Source organism: Mangrovimonas xylaniphaga, from assembly GCF_001280435.1.
GTDB lineage: Bacteria > Bacteroidota > Bacteroidia > Flavobacteriales > Flavobacteriaceae > Mangrovimonas_A > Mangrovimonas_A xylaniphaga.
Window position 1 is genome coordinate 38031 of record NZ_LBIP01000019.1, and the last position, 23345, is coordinate 61375.

Annotated in this window: 22 protein-coding genes; 17 read left to right on the forward strand and 5 right to left on the reverse strand. The window is 37.4% G+C overall.

Annotated features, from left to right (window positions below; all coding sequences use genetic code 11):
- The first annotated feature begins 117 nt into the window (after positions 1-117).
- The 15 genes from cyoE to tsaB all read left to right on the forward strand — a co-directional run bounded on the left by cyoE (position 118) and on the right by tsaB (position 13423).
- Positions 118-1005: a heme o synthase gene (gene cyoE, locus ZA06_RS14020; protein ID WP_053978251.1), complete on the forward strand. Its 888-nt coding sequence runs from the start codon at positions 118-120 to the stop codon at positions 1003-1005.
- Complete coding sequence (locus tag ZA06_RS14025; RefSeq protein ID WP_053978126.1) at positions 1006-1587, forward strand: cytochrome c oxidase subunit 3; 582 nt, start codon at positions 1006-1008, stop codon at positions 1585-1587.
- Between the two features lie 137 nt (positions 1588-1724).
- Positions 1725-2705, forward strand: a complete 981-nt coding sequence (locus ZA06_RS14030) for a cytochrome c oxidase subunit 3 (RefSeq protein ID WP_053978127.1) — start codon at positions 1725-1727, stop codon at positions 2703-2705.
- A 19-nt stretch (positions 2706-2724) separates the two neighbouring features.
- Positions 2725-3105: a cytochrome C oxidase subunit IV family protein gene (locus ZA06_RS14035; protein WP_053978128.1), complete on the forward strand. Its 381-nt coding sequence runs from the start codon at positions 2725-2727 to the stop codon at positions 3103-3105.
- 69 nt (positions 3106-3174) lie between these two features.
- Positions 3175-3891, forward strand: coding sequence for a hypothetical protein (locus ZA06_RS14040; RefSeq protein WP_053978129.1), 717 nt, complete (start codon positions 3175-3177; stop codon positions 3889-3891).
- The gene (locus ZA06_RS14045) at positions 3881-4630 is read left to right on the forward strand and encodes an SCO family protein (RefSeq protein WP_053978130.1); all 750 of its coding nucleotides are present in this window, start codon (positions 3881-3883) and stop codon (positions 4628-4630) included. Before ZA06_RS14040 ends, ZA06_RS14045 begins: the two co-directional genes overlap by 11 nt.
- A gap of 30 nt (positions 4631-4660) precedes the next feature.
- On the forward strand, positions 4661-5206 hold the full coding sequence (locus ZA06_RS14050; RefSeq protein WP_053978131.1) for a DUF420 domain-containing protein: 546 nt from the start codon (positions 4661-4663) through the stop codon (positions 5204-5206).
- A 2-nt stretch (positions 5207-5208) separates the two neighbouring features.
- On the forward strand, positions 5209-5433 hold the full coding sequence (locus tag ZA06_RS14055) for a hypothetical protein (RefSeq protein WP_053978132.1): 225 nt from the start codon (positions 5209-5211) through the stop codon (positions 5431-5433).
- Positions 5434-5565: 132 nt separating this feature from the next.
- Positions 5566-6267: an ABC transporter ATP-binding protein gene (locus ZA06_RS14060; protein WP_053978133.1), complete on the forward strand. Its 702-nt coding sequence runs from the start codon at positions 5566-5568 to the stop codon at positions 6265-6267.
- On the forward strand, positions 6260-7504 hold the full coding sequence (locus ZA06_RS14065; RefSeq protein WP_053978134.1) for an ABC transporter permease: 1245 nt from the start codon (positions 6260-6262) through the stop codon (positions 7502-7504). Before ZA06_RS14060 ends, ZA06_RS14065 begins: the two co-directional genes overlap by 8 nt.
- Before the next feature lies 1 nt (position 7505).
- The gene (locus ZA06_RS14070) at positions 7506-8765 is read left to right on the forward strand and encodes an ABC transporter permease (RefSeq protein WP_053978135.1); all 1260 of its coding nucleotides are present in this window, start codon (positions 7506-7508) and stop codon (positions 8763-8765) included.
- 44 nt (positions 8766-8809) lie between these two features.
- Positions 8810-9970, forward strand: coding sequence for an efflux RND transporter periplasmic adaptor subunit (locus ZA06_RS14075; protein WP_053978136.1), 1161 nt, complete (start codon positions 8810-8812; stop codon positions 9968-9970).
- A 50-nt stretch (positions 9971-10020) separates the two neighbouring features.
- Entirely contained in the window at positions 10021-11451 is a 1431-nt protein-coding gene (locus tag ZA06_RS14080) for a TolC family protein (RefSeq protein ID WP_053978137.1), read from the forward strand.
- 5 nt (positions 11452-11456) lie between these two features.
- Positions 11457-12737 (forward strand): efflux RND transporter periplasmic adaptor subunit, encoded by a 1281-nt coding sequence (locus ZA06_RS14085; RefSeq protein WP_053978138.1) that lies wholly within the window; start codon positions 11457-11459, stop codon positions 12735-12737.
- Between the two features lie 14 nt (positions 12738-12751).
- A complete protein-coding gene (gene tsaB / locus ZA06_RS14090) occupies positions 12752-13423 on the forward strand; it encodes a tRNA (adenosine(37)-N6)-threonylcarbamoyltransferase complex dimerization subunit type 1 TsaB (protein ID WP_053978139.1) in 672 nt (223 codons plus the stop codon).
- A gap of 2 nt (positions 13424-13425) precedes the next feature.
- On the opposite strand, the gene ZA06_RS14095 is transcribed toward tsaB, so the two are convergent.
- The 4 genes from ZA06_RS14095 to ZA06_RS14110 all read right to left on the reverse strand — a co-directional run bounded on the left by ZA06_RS14095 (position 13426) and on the right by ZA06_RS14110 (position 17749).
- Positions 13426-14238, reverse strand: coding sequence for a mechanosensitive ion channel family protein (locus ZA06_RS14095; protein WP_053978252.1), 813 nt, complete (start codon positions 14236-14238; stop codon positions 13426-13428).
- Between the two features lie 108 nt (positions 14239-14346).
- Positions 14347-16383, reverse strand: a complete 2037-nt coding sequence (locus tag ZA06_RS14100; protein WP_053978253.1) for a thioredoxin domain-containing protein — start codon at positions 16381-16383, stop codon at positions 14347-14349.
- A 139-nt stretch (positions 16384-16522) separates the two neighbouring features.
- Positions 16523-16723 (reverse strand): dodecin family protein, encoded by a 201-nt coding sequence (locus ZA06_RS14105; protein ID WP_053978140.1) that lies wholly within the window; start codon positions 16721-16723, stop codon positions 16523-16525.
- A gap of 123 nt (positions 16724-16846) precedes the next feature.
- Positions 16847-17749, reverse strand: a complete 903-nt coding sequence (locus ZA06_RS14110; protein WP_240472280.1) for a NifU family protein — start codon at positions 17747-17749, stop codon at positions 16847-16849.
- A gap of 263 nt (positions 17750-18012) precedes the next feature.
- On the opposite strand from ZA06_RS14110, the gene ZA06_RS14120 reads away from it, so the two are divergent.
- Both ZA06_RS14120 and ZA06_RS14125 read left to right on the forward strand, forming a co-directional pair.
- Entirely contained in the window at positions 18013-20970 is a 2958-nt protein-coding gene (locus ZA06_RS14120; RefSeq protein ID WP_168155235.1) for a T9SS type B sorting domain-containing protein, read from the forward strand.
- Positions 20971-20975: 5 nt separating this feature from the next.
- Positions 20976-21983 carry a PorP/SprF family type IX secretion system membrane protein gene (locus ZA06_RS14125; protein ID WP_053978144.1) on the forward strand — a complete coding sequence of 336 codons (1008 nt, stop codon included), beginning with the start codon at positions 20976-20978 and terminating at the stop codon, positions 21981-21983.
- A 70-nt stretch (positions 21984-22053) separates the two neighbouring features.
- Here ZA06_RS14125 and ZA06_RS14130 read toward each other — a convergent pair whose 3' ends face one another.
- Positions 22054-23214 (reverse strand): vWA domain-containing protein, encoded by a 1161-nt coding sequence (locus tag ZA06_RS14130; RefSeq protein WP_053978145.1) that lies wholly within the window; start codon positions 23212-23214, stop codon positions 22054-22056.
- Positions 23215-23345 lie beyond the last annotated feature (131 nt).

Sequence of the window (23345 nt, forward strand, 5' to 3'; positions counted from 1 at the left end):
CCGATTCCCCATTCTAAAGGCTTCAAAATAAACCAAAGAACGGCATTGTCCAATAAGAATTAATAAAGTATCTTTGCCCACGCAAAAATTACAGCGACAAATTTTACGGGTTTGAGTATTAAAAATTCTTCAGTTTCAATAAGTTCAGTATTTTCTGATTTTAAGGAAATCACTAAAATAAGACTTTCGGTTAGTGTTGTTTTTTCTTCCATAGCGGGGTACTTGTTGGGTGCCGAAAGTATAGAATTGACCACTTTGATACTTCTGGCCTTTGGCGGGTATTTTATGGTGGGAGCTTCCAATGCATTCAACCAGATTATTGAGCGTGATTTGGACGCCAAGATGGACCGTACCAAAAACAGACCGATTCCTGCGGGACGTATGTCGGTAAACACAGGGTTTGCAATTGCGGTGTTGTTTACCATTTTGGGGATTATCACCTTATACATTATCAATCCAAGAACGGCCATGTATGGGGCCATTTCCATTTTTTTATACACCAGTGTTTACACGCCATTAAAAACCAAAACACCATTGTCGGTTTTTGTTGGGGCAATTCCTGGGGCCATTCCTTTTATGTTGGGGTGGGTAGCCGCTAGAAATCACTTTGGAATTGAGCCAGGTACTTTATTTGCCTTGCAATTCTTTTGGCAGTTCCCACATTTTTGGGCTATTGGTTGGTTCTTGTTTGATGATTACAAAAAGGGAGGCTTTTTTATGTTGCCAACGGGAAAGCGCGATAAAGGAACTGCAGTGCAGATCATCATGTATTCCATCTGGACTATTTTGGTGTCTATCATTCCGGTGTTTGGATTTACAGGCGATTTAAAACTTTCCGTAGTAGCGGCAATTATTGTATTTCTGTTAGGCGGTCTAATGTTGTATTATGCCTTGGATCTATTTAAGAAAAGAACCGCCCAAGCAGCTAGACAGTTGATGTTGGCCAGTGTATCATACATTACTTTATTACAGATAGTATACGTTATAGACAAATTTTTGAGATAAATGGATTTAACCGAAGGAACCTTTCAAGAGAAAAACGCAAGAGCTAAAAAAATGATGCTATGGTTTGGCATCATTTCATTGTTTATGTCTTTTGCAGGATTAACCAGTGCCGTAATTGTGAGTAAAAGTCGCCCCGATTGGCTGAATGATTTTCAGTTGCCGAGTGCTTTTATTGTGAGCACGGTGGTTATCGTGTTAAGTAGTATATCTTTTATTTTAGCAAAGCGTGCCTTAAAACAGGACAATAGAAGTCTCGCGACTCTGTTTTTATGTTTGACATTTGTATTGGGTGTGGTGTTCATTTACAGTCAATTTTTAGGTTTTTCCCAAATTATTGGCTTGGGGTATAATTTTACAGGTCCTACCAGCAATGTTACCATGAGCTTTGTGTACATCATTGCCGCAGCTCATATTGCGCACGTAGTGGCTGGCTTACTTTCAATTTTGGTGGTAATTTATAACCATTTTAAACAGAAGTATTCTTCAAAGGAAATGCTAGGGGTAGAACTGTCTGCAACTTTCTGGCATTTTGTAGATATCTTATGGATATTCCTATTTTTATTTTTAAATTATATAGGATAGTATATATTTGACTTTTATCCCGTTTTAGGAATTCCCTTTCTTTATCAAGCATTTGTTTTGAAAATATGAAAGCGAAGTTTCGTTAGATGGATAAAATGATTATTTTTGTGCAAATTTTAACAAAATAAACGCTTAATATGAATACTACAGTAGTGAATACTGGTACAGAAGGCAAAACTTGGGGAGGTGGAAATGAGCCTCTTAAGGCAAGTTATGGTAAAATGATGATGTGGTTTTTCATCGTTTCGGATGCTTTAACTTTTTCTGGATTTTTGGCAGCTTATGGATTTTCAAGATTCAAATTCATCGGAACTTGGCCTATAGCGGATGAGGTTTTTACCCACGTTCCGTTTTTACACGGGCAAGAATTGCCTATGATTTACGTTGCTTTCATGACCTTTGTTTTGATTATGTCTTCCGTGACTATGGTATTGGCTGTAGATGCAGGTCACCACATGAAGAAGTCTAAAGTGACTTTCTATATGTTCTTGACCATTATTGGTGGTTTGATCTTCGTTGGATCTCAAGCTTGGGAATGGGCTACCTTTATTCAAGGAGACTATGGAGCTGTGCAAACTAAAGGAGGAAACATTCTTCAATTTGTAAATGCTGAAGGAGAGCGTGTAGCATTGCGTGACTTTGTGGTGGCTGAACACTCTGAGCGTACAACTCATGAAAATAAAAACGGACTTTGGTTTGTTGGAGAATCTTCTTTGCCTACCTATACTGTAGAAGAAGTAGTAAAAGGATTGGAGTCTCACAGTGATATTTTGGTAAGAACCCAAACACTTGATGAACACGGGCACAAGACAGTGTTGACCAGAGAGGAGTCTTTAAAAGCGCTTAAAACTAATGGTAAAATGGTGGTTGAAGGTGCTAACTTGCACGTAAATGAGTACGGATCACCGTTATTTGCTGATTTCTTCTTCTTTATTACAGGATTCCACGGTTTTCACGTATTCTCTGGAGTTGTACTTAACATCATTATTTTCTTCAATGTTATATTGGGAACTTATGAGAGAAGAGGAAGCTACGAAATGGTTGAGAAAGTTGGACTTTACTGGCACTTTGTAGATTTAGTTTGGGTATTTGTATTTACATTCTTCTACCTAGTTTAATTTAGATAAAATAGTTACAATGGCACACGCACATAAATTAGAGATTTTAAGAGGATTAGTTAAGTTTAAATCCAACACTCAAAAAATTTGGGGAGTATTGGTTTTACTTTCCATTATTACAGCTGTTGAAGTTGTTTTGGGTATCTATAAGCCAGAAATGTTTATGGGGAAAGTAATCGGGATGAAATTACTAAACTGGATTTTCATCATCTTGACACTTGTTAAGGCTTATTACATTACTTGGGACTTCATGCATATGAGAGATGAAACTTCAGGTTTGAGAAGAGCTGTGGTATGGACAGGAGTATTCTTGATTTGCTACTTAGCGTTCATTCTTTTAACCGAAGGTGATTATATTCAAGGTGTATATTCATCAGGTTATATCAAAAGTGATTTTTAAAAACGTTGCTTAACGTTAAATAGATACAAAAAAGGCGGTTATTCAACCGTCTTTTTTATTTTTGCACCCATGAAAAACAATCAAGTAAAGCGTAATCTGGTGCTGGGAATTCTCTTCTTGCTGCCAGTAATGTTTGTTCTGGTTTTATCGCTTTCAAACGATAATTACAATACTTTGGAAATCGTTCATGAGAATGTTCAGGATTTACCTCAAAGAAGCGGTTCCGACATCCAATTGAAGGATCATTTAACGGTTTTGGGATTCTTTGGAAAGCATCCAAAGGAACAATCTACGCCAGCCTTAAACCTGAAGGAATTGATCTATGACAAATTCAAAGGCTTTAAGAAGTTTCAAATTGTCATATTGGTAACGCCAGAGGCCAAAACTGAAGCAGAGGAATTGTTCAAGGAAATTGCCAGTTATGAAGATATGCGCTTTTGGCATTTTGTAACGCTTGATGAAGCAAGTATCCAAACTGTTTTCCAAAGTTTGAAATCGGATATGCAATTGAATGAAAACCTTTCTACGGAGCAAGTATTCATTGTAGATACCGATTTGAAACAACGTGGTAGGACTGACGATCGCGAAGATTGGGAAAAGAAAAAGAATTTAGCACCTTACCCATTATACTCATACAGTGCCATTGAAGTTGCTGAGTTGAAAAACAAGTTAAGTGCCGAAGATTTACGAATTTTGTTTACAGAATACCGCGAGCGCCGAAAGGGGAATTACGATTCTACCCAAAGACGTGCCAACGATTTAAAAGAATATAGCGATGAGCAATAAAACAAACTATTCATACGTAGGGATTGCCTTTATCATTTTGGTTTTTGGAATCATTTTTGTTCCAAAAATTGTCGATAGAATTACAAATGAAGATATCATTAGAAACGAAAGTAGAAGTGATCAGGCCAATACCAAAGACAAAGAAGTTGCAGCTTCTGAATTGGCTTTTTTGAACATTAATGGCGAGCCTAAAAAAGTGCCAGATTTCAGTTTTGTCGATCAAAATGGAAATCAAATAACCAATAAAGATTACGAAGGAAAGGTGTATGTAGTGGAATTTTTCTTTACAACATGCCCATCCATATGTCCAAAAATGAACAAAAACTTGGTTCAGATTCAAAATGAATTCAAGGAATTTGCGGATTTTGGCGTAGCATCTTTTACCATCAATCCAGAGCACGATACTACTGAAGTTTTGAAGGCGTATGCCGATAATTATGGCATCACAAATCCTAACTGGCATTTAATGACAGGCGATAAGGATGCTATTTACGATTTGGCGAATATAGGCTTCAACCTGTATACCGGGGAAAATGAAGAAGTGGCCGGTGGTTTTGAGCACTCTGGAAATTTTGCCTTAATCGACAAAAATGGATTTATCCGTTCAAGAGTGGTTGCTGGAAATCCTTTGATTTTTTACAACGGGATAATTTCTGAAGCAGAACAAAAAGATGATGAAGGCCAAGAGCAACAAATTACAATGCTTAAGGAAGACATTGCACAATTATTGCAGGACTAAATAAATATAGCTATCAATTTCGAAATAAATATGAGTAATCAACAAGTCTTGGAAGAGAAAAAATATAATAAGTGGATTGTTATTTTATCCGTAGCAATTCCGTTGGCTGTGGCGGCCCTTTTTGGTGTGAACCTACGAAAAATGGGCTTTGATGTTGAGCCTCTAACCTTTTTGCCTCCTATTTATGCAGCTATCAATGCCGTAACCGCTTTGGTTTTGGTATTGGCATTTTTGGCCATTAAAAATAAAAAGGTAAGCTTGCATGAAGGTTTAATGAAGTTTGCCATTATTCTTTCCGTACTGTTTTTGGTTATGTATGTAGCCTACCATATGACAAGTGATTCTACAAAATTTGGAGGGGAAGGAGCTATAGCTTATATCTACTATTTCATTTTGATAACCCATATTATTCTTTCAATAGTGATCATCCCTTTTGTGTTGATTACCTATGTTCGAGCTATTACCAATAATATTGAAAGACATAAGAAAATAGCAAAAATCACGTTTCCTATGTGGTTATATGTGGCTATTACAGGAGTCGTGGTATATATAATGATTTCACCTTATTACGCGTAGTTATGAAGTCTAGATGGACCATCCTCTGTGTCGCTTTTTTGTTGTCATTGAACTCTTTTGCGCAATGTGCCATGTGTCGCGCTGTTTTGGAGAGTGAAGAGGGGCAATCGGCTGCAGAAGGTGTGAATAATGGGATTGTGTACCTTATGGCCATTCCATATATTTTGATTGGAGGAATTGGAGTTATTATCTATTACAAGTTCTTTCGGCCAGAAAAATCAAAATAGTTCCATTTTACTGTAACATTTTTTAATCATTTCAGTCTTAATAGTATACCTAGTTAAGTAATTCTTAACAGTTTGTTAGTATAAAAGGTTTTAACTTTTATGTAACATTGTATAGGCTATAACTATCTATTTATGATTGAAATAAAGAATATTCACAAGTCTTACCATATGGGGAGCAATAGTCTCCATGTGTTGAAGGGAATTAACTTTAATGTAAAAGAAGGTGAGCTTGTTTCTATTATGGGCTCTTCTGGTTCTGGCAAGTCTACCTTATTAAATATTTTGGGCATGCTGGACGAAGCCGATTCCGGTGAATATGTTTTAGATGGTTTTCCTATTCAAAATCTCAACGAAAAAATAGCCGCGAAATACAGAAATGAATTCTTGGGCTTTATTTTTCAATCTTTCAACTTAATAAATTACAAAAGCGCTTTAGATAATGTGGCTTTGCCTTTGTACTATCAAGGTATCAAGCGCAAGGAGCGCATTGATAAGGCAAGGCATTATTTGGAAAAGGTAGGTTTAGGGCCTTGGTCCAACCATTTGCCAAGCGAACTTTCGGGAGGGCAAAAGCAAAGGGTAGCCATTGCTAGGGCCTTGGCAAGTGACCCAAAGGTGCTGTTGGCCGATGAGCCTACTGGGGCATTGGACACCGCCACTTCTTATGAAGTCATGGAATTGATCCAGGGAATTAACGACGAAGGCAAAACTATTTTGGTGGTGACCCACGAGCACGATATTGCCAATATGACCAAGCGCATTGTAAACCTCAAGGATGGAGTAATAATTGATGATAGTTTAGTAGAACAAGTAAGGGCTTCTCAATATGTTTGATATTGAACGATGGCAGGAAATCTTTGAAACGCTACGAAAAAATAAACTTCGAACGTTTTTAACCGGGCTTTCGGTAGCCTCTGGGATTTTTATTCTTGTCATTTTGTTAGGCTTCAGTAAAGGCATCGAAAATGGAGTGACTTCACAATTTCAGCGGGATGCCACCAACATGATAACCGTTTGGACCAATAGAACTACAAAAGAATACAAAGGCCTTAACCCTGGTCGATATGTCCAACTTAAGAACGGTGATTTTGATATGGTTTCTACCAAGTATAAAGATTACTTGGAGTATGAATCTTCGCTTCATGGAATGTGGGGGGTGACCATGACTTATGGAAACCAAACAGGAAGTTACCGCATAAGAGGCGTGATGCCCGATCACCAGTTTATTGAAAATGCAGATATTTTAAAAGGACGGTTTTTAAATCAGGCAGACCTTGATGAGGCCAAAAAGGTGGCCGTTATAGGGAACAAAATGAAACGGGACTTGTTTAAGGATGAAGATGCCATAGACAAGAACATCCTAATGTATGGCATGAATTTTAAGGTGATTGGTGTGTTTTCAGATCCTGGAGGTGACAGGGAAGAAGATCAAGCCTATATACCCATATCTACATCACAAAAGGTATTTAATATTGGAGACAATATTCGAAACATGTTGTTCACAGTAGAGATGTCCGATAATTTCTCCGATGCGGTTACCTTATCGCAAAATATTTCCACAGAAATTGAATCCCAAATCAAGCAAATGCATACAGTAGCTCCGGATGATACGGGGGCGGTTAGAGTTTATAACACCCTTGAGGAAGCTAAAAAAATATATAAGCTTATTGATACCATTAAGGCGGTGTTTTGGTTTGTGGGGATTGGAACGATTATCGCAGGAATTGTGGGGGTTGGAAACATAATGCTCATTATTGTAAAAGAGCGTACCAAAGAGATTGGTATTAGAAAAGCCTTAGGTGCCTTGCCATGGTCCATAATCGGCATGATCATTCAGGAAGCTGTTTTTGTAACTATGTTTTCAGGATTGTTTGGGTTGATATCCGGATTGGCATTATTGGAAGCCGTCGGCCCTCAAGTAGAAAGTGATTTTATAAAATACCCGCAAGTTGATTTCAACATTGCCATAACCACAGTATTTATTTTAGTGTTTGCAGGAGCATTGGCTGGATTTATTCCGGCATATAGAGCTGCAAAAATTAAGCCTATCGAGGCATTAAGGGACGAATAATATGTTTAATAAAGATCGTTGGGACGAAATATTACAGGCACTTGCTACCAATAAATTCAGAACCTTTTTAACGGCTTTCGGGGTTTTTTGGGGTATCTTTATATTGGTATTGTTGCTGGCTCTAACCAATGGACTAAAAAATGGGGTCACCGCCGATTTTGGCGACTTTGCCACTAATTCCATGTTTATGTGGACCCAAAGAACTTCCATGCCCTATAAAGGAATGCCCAAAGGACGCAACTTCAGTTATAAATTGGACGATGTAGAAGCTATCAAGGCTCAGGTGCCCAATCTAAAATATGTGTCTCCCAGAAATCAATTGGGAGGATTCATGGGTTCCAACAATGTTACAAGAGGAACCAAAACAGGAGCCTTTGAAATTTATGGTGATTACCCAGAATACATTAATCAACAGCCCATGGACATTCTACAAGGAAGGTTCATCAGCTATTCCGATATCAATACCAAACGTAAGGTGTGTGTCATTGGGACGGATGTTGTGAAAGGACTTTATGACAAAGGGGAGGAGGTTATGGGCTCTTATATCAAGATTAATGGAGTAAACTTTATGGTAGTGGGCACTTTTAAGATGAGCAACAGCCAAGGAGATCGCGAACAGGATGCCAATACCGTATACATTCCATTTACAACATTTGGAAATGCTTTCAATAGAGGGGATAATGTGGGTTGGATGGCTATTACAGCAGTTGATGATGTGACCATTACTTCTGTAAAACAACAAATTTTCGATTTAATGAAATCGAGGCATAAAGTAGCTCCGGAAGATGATCGAGCCATTGGTCACTGGGATTTGTCCGAGCAGTTTGAACGTGTCAATGGCCTATTTACAATTTTAACCATTGTTGGATATTTTGTGGGGGCTTTGGTACTCATGTCTGGAATTATTGGAATCAGTAACATCATGCTCATTGTGGTTAAGGAACGAACCAAGGAGATAGGTGTGCGCAGAGCTTTGGGGGCAAGTCCTTGGACGATTAAAGGACAAATCCTACAGGAAAGTTTATTGTTGACCATTCTGTCTGGAATGGTGGGGATTTCCTTTTCCGCTTTCATGATTTGGCTACTGAATTACCTATTGGACAGTAGCGGTCCTGTAGAGAATTTTGCGAATCCAAGTGTAAACATGACCGTGGTGTTTACAGCATTGATCATATTGGTGGTATCTGGCTTATTGGCAGGTTTGATACCTGCAAATAGTGCTACAAAAATGAAACCCGTTGATGCCTTGCGAATAGAATAAAAATGAAATACATCCTAACAAACCAAATTTAAATAGCATTACAGATGAGAAGGACAAAAACCGTAATTATTCTTGCCTTTATAGTTGTTGCGTTTTCTGCAGCATTATATTACTTATGGCAAAAAAATCAGGAAGATCCTATAAAGTATACTACTGAGGTGCCAACCGAACAAACCATTGTTGTGAAAACGGTGGCTACGGGGAGCATTGTGCCAAAGGAAGAAGTTCTAATAAAGCCGAATATTTCTGGAGTAATAGAAGAGATTTTTATTGAAGCAGGAGAATATGTAAAGTCGGGTGATTTGATAGCCCAAATTCGCGTCATTCCAAATGTATCCTCTTTAACAAGTGCCAAAAACAGCATTGCAACTAACCAAACCGCATTGCAAACGGCACAAATTAATTTAGAAACCCAACAGGCAAATTACGATAGACAGAAAGCTTTGTTTGATAAAGGGGTGATTTCTGCCAATGATTTTGAGAGTATCAAAAATACTTATTTGCAGACGAAACAAAGTGTAGAACAGGCAAAGATCAATTTAAACTCCGCTAAACAGAATTACGATATTATCAAAACAGGAACTACCAGTGGTTTGGGCAATATCGCGCAAACTCAGGTAAGAGCGACGGTTTCTGGGATGGTATTGGATGTGCCTGTGAAAGTAGGGAATCAAGTTATTGAAGCCAACAACTTTAATGAAGGGACCTCCATAGCTTCTTTGGCAGATGTCAAGAAAATGATATTTGAAGGAAAGGTTGATGAGAGCGAAGTTGGAAAAATTAAAGAAGGTTTGCCATTGGAAATTACCGTTGGGGCTATCGAAAATAAAGAGTTTGATGCGGTCTTGGATTATATAGCTCCTAAAGGTGTGGAGGAAAATGGCGCCATTCAATTTGAAATAAAAGGAACACTTACCAAAATGGACACCACTTTCATTAGAGCTGGTTTGAGTGCCAACGCAGCCATTATTTTGGATAAGGCAGAAAAGGTGTTGGCCATTAAGGAAGCCTTGGTGCAATATGATAAAGAAACAAAATTACCTTACGTAGAAATTGAAACAGGAGACCAAAAGTTCGAGCGTAAAGATGTGGAGTTGGGCATTAGTGATGGTATATATGTTGAAGTAAAAAATGGTGTGACAAAAGATGATAAAATTAAGGTGTGGAACCAGCTACAGGGAGCGCCTCAATATGCTCAAAATTAATTCATGAATTTTGTAACACTTTAACATTTCCTCAGACTTATATATCGATTATGAAAAAACAATTTTTCCTATTAATAGCACTTGTCTCCTTTGCATCCCAAGCCCAAGAAAAAAAGTGGACATTGATTGAATGTGTCGATTATGCCTTGGAGCATAATATTTCCATCCAGCAATCCGAACTAGATTTGGAAGTCGCAGAAATAAACAAAAAAGATGCCTTTGGTAATTTTCTTCCAAGTTTAAATGCTTCGGCATCACATTCATGGAATATTGGTCTTAACCAAAACATCACAACAGGTATTTTAGAAAACCTGACTACGCAGTTTACCTCCTTTGGAGTATCCTCTTCGTTTGATATTTACGCAGGTTTGCAGAATCAGCGACAAATGCATCGTTCTAAGTTGGCAATTTTGGCTGGTGAGTACCAATTGGATAAAATGAAGGATGATATTTCTTTGTTTGTGGCCAATGCTTTTTTACAAATTTTATTCAATAAGGAGCAACTTAAAGTACTTCAGGCCCAAAACGTAATTACCCAAGAAAATTTACAGCGTACCCAAGAAATGGTAAACGCCGGGACTTTACCGGAAGGCGACCTTTTGGAGATCAAGGCTACTGATGCCACTCAAAAGCAAGAAATCATAGCAGCAGAAAATACACTATTCATTTCCAAACTGAGTTTGGCGCAACTGCTACAGATAAAGGACTACCAGAATTTTGATATTGTTGATGAAAGTTATGATATCTTTGCAGAAGATATCCTATCGGAAAGTGCTTCTGACATTGTGGACAAGGCAAAAGAAGTAGTAAATGATGTGAAAATTGCCGAAACCAATACCGAAGTGGCCGAGTATGATTTGAAAATTTCTAGGGGGGCTTATCAGCCATCTTTGTCAGGATACTATGGGTATGATACCAGAGCGTCGTATAGTGATATCATTGTTGGTTCAGAATTGGATCCCAATAATCCTTCAAGAATAATAGGCGTTGTGGAAGGGACTGGCCAAAATGTATTGACACCAAACTATGTGTCGGTTATTGGAGGTCCAAGAGATCTGTTTGACCAATTCAGTATTAATGATGGTCATAATTTAGGGTTGAGGTTGAACATTCCAATTTTTAATGGCTTTGCCGTAAGAAATAATGTGCAGCGCCAAATGGTAAATCTTGAAAGGGCTAAATACCAACAGGAACAGGCGGAATTGGATTTGGAAGCTAACGTATACCAAGCTTACAATGATGCCAAAAATGCAAAGAAAGCTTATGAGGCAGCGCTTCAAACAGAGGAGGCAAGACAGTTGGCTTTTGAGTATTCTAAGGAACGTTACAATGTGGGATTGTCTAACGCTTTTGATTTTAACCAATCGCGTACCCAATATGAAAATTCGCAATCTGAAGTTATTAGAACAAAATACGATTACATATTTAAACTCAAAGTTCTGGAGTTCTATTTTGGAATTCCAATCACCCAAATTAATTAGATTTTATGAGTAAAAAAGGACTCATTGCTCTTCTCGCAATCATAGCTTTGGCCGTAGTTTTAATTTTAGGAAAAAAACTTGGCTGGTTTGGTAAGCAAGGGAATTTTAAAGTAGTAGAAACTCAAAAAATTGCCTTAATGGATATTGTGGAAACCGTTTCGGCAACAGGAAAAATCCAGCCGGAAATAGAAGTGAAATTATCCAGTGAGGTTTCCGGAGAAATTATTGAGTTGCCAATTGTAGAAGGTCAGCAAGTAAAAAAAGGCGACCTTTTGGTGCGTGTCAATCCAGATATTTATCAGTCTAATTTAAACCGATCGCAGGCAACTTTGCAAAATTCCAGAGCTGGTTTAAGTCAGGCAGAAGCGTCTTTAAAAGAGGCAAAGGCTAATTACGATAGAAACAAAGTGCTTTTCGAAAAAGGCATCATTTCCAAGTCTGATTGGGATAAGGCTATTTCAACATATGAAGTCGCCCAAGCCAGTAAGGAGTCAGCCTTTTTTAATGTGCAAAGTGCAGCCGCTACAGTGAATGAGTCGAGAGACAATTTAAATAGAACTACGATTTATGCACCTATGAGCGGTACCATTTCAAGATTGGATGTAGAATTGGGAGAGCGTGTTGTGGGAACCCAACAAATGGCCGGTACCGAAATTATGAGAGTGGCCAATTTAAGCAATATGGAAGTTGAGGTTGATGTGAATGAAAATGATATTGTTAAAGTGCAAATTGGGGATTCTGCCATAGTGGAAGTAGATGCTTATCTGAAGAAGGAGTTTAGAGGTCTTGTTACTGAAATAGCCAATTCGGCTGAAGGTGATTTAACCGCAGACCAAGTGACCAATTTTAAGGTGAAGGTGAGAATTTTGGAGGAATCCTATAAAGATCTAACAGAAGGAAAGCCTGAACATTATTCCCCTTTTAGACCAGGGATGACCGCCACGGTAGACATTATTACTACTACAAAAAATAAGGTTGTTGGGGTGCCAATTAGTGCTATTGTAATCAAAACTGATACAAGTTCTGCCAAAGGTCCAGATGCTCCAAAAATGGGAAGCAGTATTCTAGATGAAAAGTTTGAATGTGTATTTGTTAGAAACAACGATGAGGCCAAGTTGAAAGTTGTAAAAACCGGTATTCAGGATGACTCCAATATCGAAATAGTTTCTGGGCTTACAGAGGGAGAAGAAATCATTACCGGGCCATATAATATTGTTTCCAAAACATTAAAGCCTAGAGATAAAATTGAAATACAAACAGGAGAAGGTAAGCCTGTAGAAGAATAGTTTACCATAGAATTATGGCGTTGATTTTAAGTATAGAGACTACAACCACCAATTGTTCGGTGGCAATTTCCAAGAATGGGGAAACGTTGGTTTTAAAGGAAGATAATGGAGAAGGATATTCTCATGCCGAATCCCTGCATGTGTTTATTGATGAGGTAGTGAAATCTGCCAATATAAAACCTGCAGAATTGGATGCTATTGCAATCAGTAAAGGGCCTGGGTCTTATACTGGTTTGAGAATTGGGGTTTCTGCCGCTAAAGGCTTATGTTTTTCCCTGGATAAACCATTGATTTCAGTGTCTACTTTGGAAGCGTTGGCGAGGCAGGTAAACGCTGATGAAGGTATCATAATTCCAATGTTGGATGCCCGGAGATTAGAAGTGTATTCAGCTATTTTAGATAAAGATTACCAAGTTATTCGAGAAGTACAAGCCGAAATTTTGAATGCCGATTCCTATGCGCAATATTTGGAACAAGGACCAGTTTACTTTGTAGGAAATGGGGTTGCCAAAACAAAAGAATTGATTGCTCATCCAAATGCATTTTTTGCGGAAGGGAAGTTGCCTTCTGCAAAAGAAATGGGAGCATTGGCTTATGATAAGCTCAAAAAAAACGACATCGAAGATGTCGCTTATTTTGAGCCTTTTTATTTGAAGGACTTTATTGCTTTAAAGCCTAAATCTTAAGTTTAGCCTTCTTTGTGAATTTCCACACTGTGTGGGTAAGGAATTTCAATACCAGCAGCATCAAGCGCTTCTTTGGTACTTTCCATAATGTCGAAGTATACAGTCCAGTAATCGTCGGTTTTACACCAAGGTCTTACGGCAAAATTCACCGAGCTATCCGCTAATTCCAAAACGGTAACAGATGGCGCCGGGTCTTTTAAAACCTTGGGGTGCGAAGTCAATTGCTTCATCAAGACTTCTTTGGTGGATTTGATATCGGCATCATAGCTCACACCAAAAACTAAATCCACACGTCTTGTGCCTAAAGAAGTGTAATTGATAATGTTTCCATTGGACAAGGAACCATTTGGAATAATGATTTCCTTGTTGGAAAGCCCTGTTAGTTTGGTGGTGAAGATTTCAATTTCCTTCACAACTCCCATTTCACCTTGGGCTTCAATTAAATCGCCAATTTTGATTGGTTTGAAAATCATGATCAAAACCCCTCCTGCAAAATTTGCAAGCGATCCTTGTAGTGCCAAACCAACAGCCAAACCAGCAGCAGCTATAATGGCGGCAAAAGAAGTAGTTTCAACTCCAACGGTGCCTAAAACAACAATTATCAGAACTATTTTTAAGGCCCAATTCAAGAGGTTTAAAAGAAATTTCTTAAGGCTGATGTCATAATCTCCTTTGTCCAAAATTTTCTTTGTGGTGTTGAATAATACTTTAATGACCCACGATCCAATAATCCAAATCGCGATGGCTCCAAGTACTTTTGGACCAAAATTTACAATTAAGTCATACCCCTTGTCTACCCATTTTTGTAGTTCCATGTTCATGTGTTTTAAATTAGTAATCAAATGTATGGATAATCCTTTAAAACAGAAAGTTTTAATCTACGCGTAACGGAAATTTAAAATTTACAGGAATGACCAGTTTGTTTACTTCGAAATCATTTTCAGGGCTTTGTCCGTTTCTGTTACGGGAAGTTGACAAGTTTTGTTTTCGCAAACATAAATCATTGTTTTGTCTTCCAGATAGCGGTTTTTTAATAGAGGTGATTCTTTTGACGTAATACTGCCAGCTATGAGTTTGTTTGGAATGTAAATTTCGTTGATTTCGGATAGTTTTTCATGCGCCTTTTCACCCACAACCACAACTTCATAATAGGGATTTGTATAATTGAGCATTAAGTTAAGCCAATTTGAAAATCCAGAGCCATAAGCTTTCATTTCTTCTTGAACATTATTCAACATGGCGGTCGCTGTTTTATGGTAATAGTCGTTATCGAAATAATGTGATAATTTGAATAGATTTTTGGCCATCACCGAATTGGATGATGGAATCACATTGTCACGATATTCTATATTTCGGGTCACTAAACTGGAATCTTCGTTTGAGGTGAAAAAGAACATGCTGCCTTGGGTATCATAAAAATGATCAAGGGCATAATTGGTGAAATCCCTAGCCGAGTTGAGCCATTGATCTTCTAATGTGTTTTCGTATAAACTGATAAAGGCATCTATGGTAAGGGCGTAATCTTCCAAAAAGCCATTTATGGAACTATGGCCATTTTTGTAGTTGTGAAACAAGCCTCCATCTTCTTTTAATTGTTGCTGAAGAATGAAATTGGCATTAGCCTTTGCTATTTCAAGGCACTTTTGGTCTTTTAAAACTCTATAGGCATCTACATAACCCTTGAGCATGATGGCATTCCAAGACGTGAGTGTTTTGTCGTCCAATCGGGGACGTTCTCTCAAAGTCCTTGCTTTCAGTAAGGCTTGCTTCCAATGAAGTTTTTTTGAGTGAAGGTCTGCTTGGCTTAATTCATGTTTTGTGCAGAACTGTACCTCATCAAGTTTTCTTATCAATACATAATTGTCACCTTCCCAATGACCGTAATTGTTTACATTATAATACTCAGAAAATAAAGGAAAGTCCTCATTCAAAAGGTTTTTCAATTCTTCTTTGGTCCAAACATAGTAAGCACCTTCCTCCAAATGCCCTTGGGTATTATTGCTATCGGCATCCAAAGCAGACATAAAGGCTCCCTCAGGCGTGGTGAGTTCAGTTTCAATAAAGTTTAGAGTTTCAATTATAATGTCTTTGTAGAGGTCATTTTTGGTGAGTAGGTACGCATCGGCATAGAGACTTACCAATTGGCCATTGTCATAAAGCATTTTTTCAAAGTGGGGGACATGCCATTTGTCGTCCACCGAATATCTGGAAAAGCCGCCGCCAATTTGGTCAAAGATGCCACCATAGGCCATTTGCGTTAAAGTAAGGTTGACAAAATCTTGAAGTGATTTGTTATTGGTTTGATGGGCGTATCGCAACAAAAAATGATAGTTATTGGGCATCATGAATTTTGGAGCTCTTTTTAGGCCTCCATTTTCATGGTCGAAAGATTGGGACCATTCGGAAATAATACTGTCAATGTGTGTTAACTTGAAATTAGGAGTCTCTTTATTGATTGCCACTAAATTCATAGATTTGAGTCCTTTCTCCAACTGGTCTGCATAATTGTAGAGTTGCTCTGGCTGTTCCTGAAATAGTTTGGAAATTTGCGAAAGCGCACTCATCCATTGTTCCTTTTTAAAATAGGTACCTCCCCAAACAGGTCTGCCATCGGGAAGCGTAACCACATTCATGGGCCATCCGCCGCTACCCGTCATTAGCTGTACTGCATCCATATACACTTGATCCACATCGGGACGCTCTTCACGGTCTACCTTTATGCTGATATAGTTGGCATTCATCACTTCGGCAACTTTTTCGTCTTCAAAACTTTCGTGTTCCATGACATGGCACCAATGGCAGGCTGAATAGCCTACGCTTATGATCATTAGTTTGTTGTCATCTTTGGCTAGTTGAAGGGTTTTGTCATTCCAAGGTTTCCAATCAACAGGATTGTGGGCATGTTGTAGAAGGTAAGGACTTGTTTCGTGGATAAGATCGTTGGTGAATTGGTGTGTCATGGTTTTGGGAGATTGACCGTTGCAGCTGATTAATGAAATAAAAAGAATGATGATCAGGTACCTCATATTTCAAAAGTAATGAAATTGCCACAAAAAAAAGCGCTCCTAAAATGAGCGCCTTTTGTTCGGGATGTAAGCGTTAATCAACTTCAAAGGTAATTTTTACATTCACTCTGTATTCGGTGATTTCATCGCCTTCTACAACAGCACTGTGCGAATGCACAAATACAGATTTGATATTTTTAATGGTTTTGGCAGCATGTTTTACTGCTGATTTTGCTGCGGCTTCCCAACCTTTATCAGAGTTGGCTAAAACTTCTATAACTTTTAAAACGGCCATAATGAGTAACTTTAAATGGTTAAAAATAAACGATGTATAAAGTTACAAATTATATAGGCGAATTTTTGCGTTTTGGACATTGAAAATCAATTTAAATAAATGATTTTCAATGTGTTGCATATGCTATCCGTTAATTGCTTCAACTGTTTGAACTTTATCTTTAAGCATTTCCCTTAACATGTTTTCTATACCATTTTTTAAGGTGAATGTTGAAGACGGGCAGCCGCTGCAAGCCCCTTGAAGGATAACTTTAACCGTTTTCGTATCTGAATTATAAGATTCAAATTGGATATTACCCCCGTCACTAGCCACAGCGGGTTTTACATATTCTTCTAAAATATTGATGATTTCCTTGGACGTATCATCAAGTGCTTCAAAATTAGCATCTAATTGTTCCTGTGTTTTTTCTAACACTACATTGGCATTTGAAGCAACAATTTCTTTTCCATTTTCAATATAGGATCTAATGAATTCTCTTAGTTCCATGGTAATATCATTCCATTCGGCAATGTCGTATTTGCTGATGGATACATAATTTTCGTCAATGAACACATTTTTTACAAATGGGAAATGGAACAGTTCTGAAGCCAAAGGAGAAAGTTTGGCCTCATCAATTGACGAGAACTCAAAAGTTGCGGTTACTAATTTTTTGTTGGCTACAAATTTCATCACCGATGGGTTTGGGGTGCTTTCAGCATACACAGTTACTGGAACTTTTTTTGAAGGGGTCGCTTCTTCAATGACTATGCCGTCAGCGTTGAGATAGTCTTGAATTTGTGTGGCAACCTCTTCTTGAACATCGGCCCATTCTACAATGTTGTAGCGTTCCACTGCAATAAAATTACCAGAGATGTAAACCTTTTTTACAAAAGGTAAATAGAATAATTGTTGCGCCAATGGAGAAGGTTTGGCTTCATCAATATTATTAAATTCAAAGCTTTGATGTTGGGTTAAAAACGTATCGGCTTCAAATTTGATAATGGATGGGTTGCTAGTAGCTTGTATTTTGATTGTTATATTTTTCACGGGAATTATTTTTTGCAAAAATACTAAAAGCATTTGGTACGATAATGAAAATGTCTAGTATATAAGTGGTTATTTTTAAACCGCCCATAGTTTGACTTTATTTCAAATTAGTCCCGCCTTTTAATCAATTTTTCTTATTTTTCGCATTTATTAAAAAGCCCTTTTCATGAACCAAAGCCTCATTAATTCTTTTTTGTATTTTTCTGAAAATTAGTGGTTTTCGTTCATTGTGTATGTTAGATTGTTTTTTAATAAGTTTCCAATTGTTAATTAAGGAAAGTATTTTAAAGATTTCGTTAGTGGATATTTGCAACATTATGAAGAAAATTTACTTAGCTCTAACATTATTGGTGTCACCTAGTGTTTTTTCCGAAAATGTTTGTGAGGTAAATCAGCATTTTGACCTTGATGAGTCTGTATTTTTTTCCGAAAAAGACACAGAAACTACTTATAACTGGATTTTTGAAAAAGGGAACACTCTGGAAGGTGAAGATTTTACTTGTGCAAATCCTGGTTTGGCAACCTTTGCTTCTGTTATAAGTGTAAAGGATGTTTCTGCTGAACAATGTTATAAAATTCAGGAAGTTCCTCTAAATGTTACTAGTACTAATTTAATTGTAGACAAGACAACTTACACTGTTGAAGAATTGGTTACAGATGTTCTGATTGATAATCCTTGTGTAGAAGTATTCAATGTCTCTTATTCTACGGGGACTAATTTTAATAATCCTAATGGTATTGGCTATTTTTCAGGCGGACAAGGCTTCCCTTTTTCGGAAGGAATTCTTCTAATGTCAGGTGATGTGAGTTTGGCGGAAGGTCCAAATAATAAGCAAATAGCTAGTGGGGGGTATGATTGGCTTGGGGATGGTGATTTAGATGACGTTGCAGGAATCAGTTCTCATAATGCAAGCATTATTGAATTTGATTTTATTCCAATTGCAGATACCATTAGTTTTAACTTTTTAATGGCTTCAGAAGAATATGGGAGTAACCATGGATATGAATGTGATTATTCAGACGCATTTGCTTTTTTATTAACGGATTCTAGTGGAACAACTGAAAATTTAGCTGTAATACCAGGAACTTCTACACCAGTTTCAGTGACTAATGTTCGTCCAGCTAGTGAAAATTGCCCTGCCGTTTATGAAGAGTATTTTGGCGGTCTTACTGGTGTAAACGAGCCTCCAATTGCTTTTGATGGAAGAACAAAGGTATTTACTGCACAGTCTATGGTAAATTCAGGAGAAGTATATCATATTAAATTAGTAATTGCAGATGGAGCGGATACCTCATTGGATTCTGGGGTATTCTTACAGGCTGGAAGTTTTAACTTAGGAGGGGATTTAGGAGAAGACATTACAATTGAAGCTAGAAATACAGTTTGTGAGGGTGAGATTATTACTTTGGATACAAATGTTTCGTCTGTAATTCACACTTGGTATAGGAATGGAGAGGTTATTGAAGGAGAAACATCATCAAATTTAAATGTTACGGAAAATGCTGAATATTCGGTAGATATTAAATTCTCGACTAGTTGTGTAGTCACAGATTCTATTATTGTAGAATTTTACCCTTTCCCAGAGGTTCAGGGGGTCCAAAATCTAAGAGATTGTGCCGCTACTTCAATCGCTGATTTTGATTTAACGATAAATACTCCCTTGATTTTGGGAACCCAAAATACTGACGATTTTAATATAGAATACTATACTAAAGTTGAAGATGCATATAACGGTGAGGGGCTCATTGAAAATCCTGAAAAATATACAGCAGTAGATGGACAAACTATTTTTGTTAGGATTGAAGATGTGTATTCTGAAACTTGTTTTATTGTAAGTGAGTTTTCAATTTCAATAGGGAAACCGGTGGCAAATCAAGTTTTGGATATAGAGATTTGCGATGATAATGCTAATGATGGTTTTGAACTATTTAATTTGGAAGAGCAAACAGGTGGTATATTAGGAGAACAATCGAATGAATTATCGGTTACCTATTATGCAAGCAATTCTGACGCAGATGAAGGTGTTCGACAATTAACCAGTCCATATCTAAATGTGAGTAATCCCCAAATAATTTATGCTAAGATTGAAGATGAAAGCTATCAAGGATGTTTTGATGTGACTAGTTTTCAGTTGATAGTCACATCTATTCCAAATGATATAGAGCCAATATTTTATGAACTATGTGATGATAATTTGGAAGAGGATGGTGATCCTTCAAATGATAAGATTCAGTTTGATTTATCCTTTTTAGATTCTCAGATATTGAATGGGCAGAGTCCTGTAGATTTCGAGGTCACTTATTATGAAACAGAGGAAAAAGCAGAGAATGGTTTAGAATCCTTACCAAATTTATATGAAAATAGGGCAAATCCACAAGTGATTTATGCAAGGGTAAAGAGTAGAATAGCTGAAGCAAATTCAATTTGTTATGAAATTGGAGAGATTACTATCCAAGTAAATTCATTACCAAATTCAGGCCTTAAAGATCGTTATGTATTGTGTTCTCAAACTGATGATTCTGAATATATAGAACAGCCAATTCTAGATACAGGGCTTTCGGAATCAGAGTATCTTTTTGTTTGGTATTTTAATGACCAGGAGATTTTAGGAGCTACTAGTCCTTACTATGTGCCTAATGAAGAAGGGAAATTTAGTGTAACAGTGATTAATATTGCCGACTCAGATGAGACAATGTGTGAGTATACTTATACTGCGGAAGTTGTTGAAAGTGCTCCTCCTGTATTGAATGCGAAGGTAATCACTGAAGCTTTCGAAGAGAATTCTGTTGTTCAAGCGATAGCCTATGGAATAGGTAATTACGAGTATAGCTTGGATGATGGTTCCTGGCAGACAACAGGGGTATTTTATAATGTTTCTTGGGGTGAGCACACTGTAATAGCTAGAGATGTACTTGGCTGTGGAGAAGCTAGTGTAACAATAAATATACTGGATTATCCGTTGTTTTTTACACCTAACGGAGACGGATATAATGACACTTGGAACATTGTTGGATTTAGTGGTCAAACTACCACTAAAATTTATATATTTGACGGGTTTGGAAAATTGATCAAGCAAATTAGTCCTTCGGGAGACGGATGGGATGGTACCTACAATGGATCTCCTATGCCGACAAACGATTATTGGTTCTTAGTAGAGTACCTAGAGTCATCAACAGGACAAAACAAGAAGTTTAAAGCCCATTTTACCTTGAAAAGATAGAATTTATGAATTTAAAAAAGTATTGTTTAATAGCATTTTTAGCATTATTTACAAAATTAGGAACAGCTCAGGAAGGTCTTCCAATCTATTCAGACTACTTAACCGATAATTATTATTTGATTCATCCCTCTATGGCGGGAGTTGCAAATTGTGCAAAAGTAAGATTGACTGCCCGTATGCAGTGGTTTGGGCAGGACGATGCGCCAGCATTACAAACTATGAGTGTTAATAGTAGAATAGGTGAGTCACAATCTGCAATAGGAGCGATTGTATATAATGATAAGAACGGTTACCATTCCCAAACAGGTGCTTACGTGACTTATGCGCATCATTTAATGTTCTCAAGGAATGAAATCGACTTAAACATGTTATCTTTTGGTTTAAGTGTCGGGGCTATTCAATATAGATTAGATGAAACCGCATTTATCAATGAACCTTTTGATCCTATAATAGGGAACAGGAAACAGAGTGCTACTAATTTTAATGTAGATTTTGGGTTTTCATATCACTTTTTGGATTTGTATGCCCATGCAACTGTTAAAAACCTTTTGAATAATGATGGAATTAATTTTAATGAACAAGGGTTGAGCTATGAGAATTTAAGAACCTATTTGTTATCTGTTGGAAATGTATTCCATCGATATGGAAGTGAATGGAGTTTCGAGCCTTCAATTTTGTTTATGTATCGCGATGCTACAGAAGAATCTTCATTCGATTTAAATGCTAAGGCTTACAGAGAAATGGATTTTGGTAAAATTTGGGGAGGATTGTCATATAGAAGAAGCTTGGATGGTGCTGAATACTTAGACGGATCTGGAGTTAGCAATCAAAAATTGCAATATTTTACACCATTTGTGGGTGTAGACTATAATAATTTTGTATTCGCCTATACTTATTCTTATCAAGCAAATTCAGTAGTGTTTGATAATGGAGGGTACCATCAAATTACACTTGGTTACAATTTCAATTGTAGAAGAGAAAGATATGAGTGTAACTGTCCTGCGATCAATTAATAATTTCCATAATCACCATAAGAAAACGTCCCGAATTTGGGACGTTTTTTATTTTAGGGCAGCTTATACTCTACCATTGGTAGTTTTTCTTTTTGGCTTGTGTTTTAATGGCAGTGACCATGGCTTCCTCCAAATTTTGACCTTCTTCAGTTTTGTTTGCTTCAATGAATTGCAGTCGCTTTTTGTTGAGTTGCTGTATTTGTTCTTGTATAGCTTTACGCTCCTTTTCCTTTGCAGCGACATAAGCCTTGATTTCAGATGTAGATTTACCTTTTAATTCTTCTGGTAATTCGGAGGATTCTAAATCTTCAAGTTTTAATTCTTCATTTGAGACAGCGTCCACCAAATCCCAGTTGGAATTTGTGTATAGGTGAGTGCTTTTACTCACCGTTCGACTTACGCGACTTGCTTCCCCTAAAGCAGCTGCATTTGTGTCTTGAATCTTCTGTTCCTTTATTTTCTCCTTCCCAATATTACCATAAGCCACATAAGTTCCATTTAGTTTTTGATTGAGTTGAAGGATTTCACTATCAAATGGAGTGGCTACATAAACAGTTTGTCGGTTATGGTCAATAGCCATATAATTGCCATGGCCAACATCGGCACCCGATTTCCAATAGGTATTTATTCCTAGGTTATAATCACCACAAAAAATGGTGTTCACCGTAATGTGTTTTTCTATGGCTAATTCAGACGCTTTCTTGTAACTGATAGGGCCTTGGGTAAAAGGTTCGTTTCCTGCAATAAAAATGAGCTTTAAATCATCTTGATTATTGCCCCATTGCAGTTCGCTAAGGGACGTTTGGATAACTTGACCACAATATTCTTGACCTCCATTTGTGGTGAGAGAAAACAATTGTTTTGAGATGTCATCTAAATCGTCACTGAAGGGAAGAATTTGTCTTATATATCCATTATCAGCATCCAGGTTGTCATTACCATATTCATATAGGGCAATTTGAAGTTTTGGGCTGTTGCCATTGCATTTTGCATAGGAGAGTTCGTTGACAATTTTCCACAATTGTGCTTTGGCCTGGTCAATGAGTCCATCCATACTGTTACTTGTATCCAGTAACAAGGCCACTTTGATATATTGTTCTTGGTTGAGGGGGGCGGGGTTGTGAAAAGAGACGCTTAAATTATTTGAAATTGGTTTTGAATTGTTGGCATTACAGGAGCACATCACAGCAACACTTGTAGCCAATAGGAAAGGCTTGAGAAATGGTTTCATAATCTTGTTGTTTTTTGATTTGAACTTTAAATCTATGCCCAACTTTTTTCTTATTCAATCTAGAATTAGGGAATAGTATTGTTGGTTGAGTGAGAAGGAACCTTAGGTGAGCAAGCCAATCTAAATGATGT

What these genes read in the sequence shown, in the direction of transcription:
- ZA06_RS14055 (WP_053978132.1), top strand. Translation starts at nt 5,209, where the DNA reads ATGAAGTCTAGATGGACCATCCTCTGTGTCGCTTTTTTGTTGTCATTG.
- ZA06_RS14075 (WP_053978136.1), top strand. Translation starts at nt 8,810, where the DNA reads ATGAGAAGGACAAAAACCGTAATTATTCTTGCCTTTATAGTTGTTGCG.
- ZA06_RS14085 (WP_053978138.1), top strand. Translation starts at nt 11,457, where the DNA reads ATGAGTAAAAAAGGACTCATTGCTCTTCTCGCAATCATAGCTTTGGCC.
- ZA06_RS14125 (WP_053978144.1), top strand. Translation starts at nt 20,976, where the DNA reads ATGAATTTAAAAAAGTATTGTTTAATAGCATTTTTAGCATTATTTACA.
- ZA06_RS14070 (WP_053978135.1), top strand. Translation starts at nt 7,506, where the DNA reads ATGTTTAATAAAGATCGTTGGGACGAAATATTACAGGCACTTGCTACC.
- ZA06_RS14040 (WP_053978129.1), top strand. Translation starts at nt 3,175, where the DNA reads ATGAAAAACAATCAAGTAAAGCGTAATCTGGTGCTGGGAATTCTCTTC.
- ZA06_RS14065 (WP_053978134.1), top strand. Translation starts at nt 6,260, where the DNA reads ATGTTTGATATTGAACGATGGCAGGAAATCTTTGAAACGCTACGAAAA.
- ZA06_RS14030 (WP_053978127.1), top strand. Translation starts at nt 1,725, where the DNA reads ATGAATACTACAGTAGTGAATACTGGTACAGAAGGCAAAACTTGGGGA.
- ZA06_RS14080 (WP_053978137.1), top strand. Translation starts at nt 10,021, where the DNA reads ATGAAAAAACAATTTTTCCTATTAATAGCACTTGTCTCCTTTGCATCC.
- ZA06_RS14045 (WP_053978130.1), top strand. Translation starts at nt 3,881, where the DNA reads ATGAGCAATAAAACAAACTATTCATACGTAGGGATTGCCTTTATCATT.
- ZA06_RS14035 (WP_053978128.1), top strand. Translation starts at nt 2,725, where the DNA reads ATGGCACACGCACATAAATTAGAGATTTTAAGAGGATTAGTTAAGTTT.
- ZA06_RS14095 (WP_053978252.1), bottom strand. Translation starts at nt 14,238, where the DNA reads ATGGAACTACAAAAATGGGTAGACAAGGGGTATGACTTAATTGTAAAT.
- ZA06_RS14130 (WP_053978145.1), bottom strand. Translation starts at nt 23,214, where the DNA reads ATGAAACCATTTCTCAAGCCTTTCCTATTGGCTACAAGTGTTGCTGTG.
- ZA06_RS14105 (WP_053978140.1), bottom strand. Translation starts at nt 16,723, where the DNA reads ATGGCCGTTTTAAAAGTTATAGAAGTTTTAGCCAACTCTGATAAAGGT.
- ZA06_RS14100 (WP_053978253.1), bottom strand. Translation starts at nt 16,383, where the DNA reads ATGACACACCAATTCACCAACGATCTTATCCACGAAACAAGTCCTTAC.
- ZA06_RS14025 (WP_053978126.1), top strand. Translation starts at nt 1,006, where the DNA reads ATGGATTTAACCGAAGGAACCTTTCAAGAGAAAAACGCAAGAGCTAAA.
- ZA06_RS14060 (WP_053978133.1), top strand. Translation starts at nt 5,566, where the DNA reads ATGATTGAAATAAAGAATATTCACAAGTCTTACCATATGGGGAGCAAT.
- tsaB (WP_053978139.1), top strand. Translation starts at nt 12,752, where the DNA reads ATGGCGTTGATTTTAAGTATAGAGACTACAACCACCAATTGTTCGGTG.
- ZA06_RS14050 (WP_053978131.1), top strand. Translation starts at nt 4,661, where the DNA reads ATGAGTAATCAACAAGTCTTGGAAGAGAAAAAATATAATAAGTGGATT.